Below are 4,183 nucleotides of genomic sequence, written 5' to 3' on the forward strand. Positions count from 1 at the left end.
GGGGCGCGCAGGGCGAGCCGGAACCGGCCGAGACGGCCGCGCTCACGGGCGAGGCGGATGACGCTGAGACGAGTGATCTGCAAGTCGAAGAGCCGACTTCCGGTGAGGATGCGGCCGATGAGCCGGCTTCGGAGGAGAAGGCCACGGAGGAACCGGCCGGCGAGGATGCGTCTGAGGAGCCAGCCGAGGATGAGGCTTCCGAGGAGGAGGCCTCGACGGAGAACTCCCGCGATGGTCCGGCCAACGAGGACGACGCCAGGGCTCCCCGTAGTGTCGAGAATGACTTCAAGGTCGCGGCCGCAACTCCGGTGTATGAGATCGACGGCCGGTGGCTGAACCCGCCGGCGACGATCTCCCGGAGTAGCCCGGTGGTGGGTGAGTGGCGTATCAACATCAACGACGACGAGGAGCCGCCGAGCAACGAGCCGGTGGACAATGTGGTCGCGACGTTCACGGTGGACAAGGCGTTCTTCGCCGAGATCCCGGACATGTGTCTCACCGCCGACGTCGACCCCGTGTCGAGTCTCTCCGCAGACGGCACGGAGCTGACGTGTAATTTCGGCACGGTCAAGATGGGTACGGCGATCGTGTTGCAGACTCCGGTGGTGGCCAATGGCATCACCGGCGAAGAGATCGTGATGGACGGCACATCGCCTGGTGGCGAGACCAAAGAGTTGCCGCCCATCCTGATCGAGAACCCGTTCATCATGGACTTCCATTTGGGTAGCAACACGAACACCAGAGTCTGGAACAACGACTACACCGAGGTCCTTGTCGACCTCCAGTGGTCGCTGCGCCTCGGCGATGGCTCCGATCCCGGTCCTGACGAGGTCAGCTACCGGATCAACGTGGCATCGAACACGGGCGCCAACATTGCCCTCGGGGAACACCCGATTTCGGGTCTCGTGGGCTGCTCACCCTTCGACCGCGGTAACGCCAACGGACACCCGTGGTCTCACGCTCCGCAACATCACCGGAGCACCAACTTCGTCGACGAGTGCACCCTGACCTACGTGAGCCCGGGTGTGTTCGATCTCACGCTGAAGGGGATCAACTACGACCTGCTCAACGCGCCCACCCACGACGCGGGTACTTCGCAGAACCCGCTCCCGCTGGACTGGGACTACGTCGCGAGCGGATCCTTGTGGTTCCGGGTAGCGACAAACCAGGCCGGATCTATCAGCCTCACGATCCCGAACGCGCCGACATACACGGCGCCGACCGGGCAGACGTTCCCTGATCCGACCGACAACAACGCCACCAACAAGTCGTACACGTTGCCCGGCGGCTGGAGCGCGTTCTGGCGCCGGTCCTTTACCGGCGGCAGCGATACGTTCTGGGACGACACGTACCGGGTGTCGCCGGGGACGACGGTGCGGCAGGAGGCCCGCAACGCATTCAGCACCGACGGCGCCGCCGGCGGCAGCCAGTACGGCAACTGCCTGGCCTTCGACAATGAGTTCGTCACGTTCACCGGTGATGCTCAGGTTTGGGGTTGGGACAATAGTGAAGTCGCCTGGCGCCAGCTCGACCCGCTTCCCGGCACGATGGTCCTCGAGTACTACGTCGGGCCGACGCCGGCTGACCCGGACCAGTTCGACTGCGGGGCCGACCCGGCAAATTGGACCACTGCGGAACCCGCCGACCCGTCGACGGTGAAGGCGGTGCGGATCAGTTACCCGTTCTCGACGTTCGCCAACGAGAGCATGGAGTGGATCGACCTCCGAGCCTGGACGGCGATCCACGATGACGTGCCGGTGGGTCAGGACGTCTGGATGTTCGGGTCGGTGCTGCGCCAAGGCGCGTGGGCCGGTCCAGGGGGCATTCGTGAGGTCACGCCGACGCCTGGCGCTCGCTACCCGATGACGAACGGGCGCCGCGACATCCTGAGAATCATTGGTGCGACGCCGTTTATCCAGAAATCGGCTGAGCGGGCGACGGTGACGGCCGGTGTGCCGGTGGAGTTCACGCTGACGTATTCGGCGAACGGTTCCGGCGCCATTCCGGAGACGGTGGACGACTATGAGATCGTGGATACGTTGCCGTTGGGGATGACGTATGAGCCGGGTTCGGCTGATCCGGAGCCGGTGGTCACCACGGATGCTCAGGGCCGTCAGGTGCTGACGTGGACGCTGGACGGTGTGGCTACCAACACACCGCATCCCCTGACCTATCAGGCGGTGCCCGATTCCAGCATCGAGCCGGGTACCCGGCTGACGAACACAGCGGTATCGAGTTACGGCGGCGAAACGTCGAGGCCGCGCAGTGCCACGGTAACGACCACGAGCAACGGGTACACGATCATCCTCAAGACCGCGGATGTGGCGTATATCCCGAACCGTGAGGGTGATGGTGTCGGTACGGGTTCGTGGACGGTGGCGATCGAGTCGAACGACCCGATTGCGCAGGCCTACACGGACACGATCGACATCCTGCCGTACAACGGTGACCAGCGGGGTACGTCGTTCAACGGCACGTACACGCTGGACGAGGTGGTGCTGAACAACGGCGGGACGGTGTATTACACCGACGCCGACCCGGCCACGTTGAGCGACGATCCGGCTGATCCTGACAACGGCGCTCCGAATGCTCCGTCGGCGCTGTGGACGACGGATCGTCCGGAGAACCCGACCGCAATCCGGGTGATCGGTGGCGAGTTGGCGCCTGGTGGGACGTTCTCGTTCCAGGTGGTCATCACCACTGACGGTGCCGAGCCGCAGGATGTGTATGTGAACCGGGCACAGGCTCGGGCCGAGCACACCGAACTGGTGATGCGCACCTCGGCGGTGCTGATCGTGACCGACTATCTGGTGGAGAAGTCCTCCGATCCGGAGTCCGGGTCGGTGGTGGCACCGGGTGACGTGGTCACGTACACGGTGACGGTGACCCAGCAGGGTGACGTCCCTGCGGGTGCGGTGTTCCGGGACGATCTGTCCCAGGTGTTCGACGACGCCGTTTACAACGACGACGTCGACGCCGACATCGGTGAGGCGACGTTGGAAGACGGCATCTTGTTCTGGGAGGGTGATGTCCCGGTCGGCGAGGTCGCGACCATCACGTACTCGGTGACGGTCAAGGACATCGAAGAGTTGGAGGCCGACGGTGACACGTTCCTGAAGAACGTGGTGTGGTCGCCTGGCTGCTACGAGCCGGACAACTGCACCACGGAGCACCTGGTCGGCTGGTACGACTACTCCAAGACCGCGGTCCCGACGCCGGGCTCCACGGTGCAGTTGGGTGACGTGATCACCTATAACGTGGAGATCACCCAGCGTGGTGAGGGCGCCATCGAGGGTGCGATCGTCACTGACGACCTCACCGAGGTGCTCGACGACGCTGTCTGGGACGACAATGTCGAGGTCTCGTCCGGTGAGGTGTCCTACGAGGAGCCGATCCTGACGTGGACAGGTGATCTCGACGTCGGCGACGTCGTCACTCTCACCTACACGGTGACGGTGAATGACGTGGGCGACTACGAGCTGACCAACGTCGTCACCAGCCCGGACGAGGAGCGGTCGCGGTGTGTGCCGGCGCCGGATGAGAACCCGGACTGCACCACCACGCACATCTTCGGTGACTACGAGGTGGAGAAGACCTCGGATCCGGAGTCGGGTTCGGCGGTGGAGCCGGGTGACGTGATCACCTACACCGTCGAGGTTCGCCACGTCGGCCTCGGGTCTCTGACGGGGTCGTTCGAGGACGACATGTCTCAGGTCCTCGATGACGCGGTCTACAACGACGACGCCCAGGCGTCGGCGGGTGAGATCTCGTACGACGAGCCGGTCTTGAGCTGGGTCGGCGACCTCGCGGTCGACGACGTGGTGACGGTGACCTACTCGGTGACGGTGACCGCTGAAGGTGACCGGTTCCTGAAGAACGTGGTGACCACCGACGGTCAGTGCGTTCCTGCCGAGGGTCAAGACGAGGCGTGCACCACCGAGCACATCAACGGTGCGTACACGTACTCCAAGACCGCTGACCCCGAGCCGGGCTCGTTGGTCGAGGCCGGCGAGGTGGTCACCTACACCGTGGCGATCAACCACATCGGTACGGCTCCGGTGGAGGGGGCGATCATTGAGGACGACCTGGCAGACGTCCTCGACGACGCCACCTGGAACGGTGACGCCGAGGCGTCGTCAGGCGACGTCTCCCTGGACGGCACCACGCTCACCTGGACGGGTGA

1 protein-coding gene is annotated in these 4,183 nt (G+C 64.6%); it reads left to right on the plus strand.

Annotated features, from left to right (window positions below):
• On the plus strand, nt 1-4,183 hold a 4,183-nt coding region (locus G1H11_RS24900), incomplete at both ends, for a DUF7927 domain-containing protein (RefSeq protein WP_163821408.1).

The organism is Phytoactinopolyspora alkaliphila (assembly GCF_010550695.1).
Lineage (GTDB): Bacteria > Actinomycetota > Actinomycetes > Jiangellales > Jiangellaceae > Phytoactinopolyspora > Phytoactinopolyspora alkaliphila.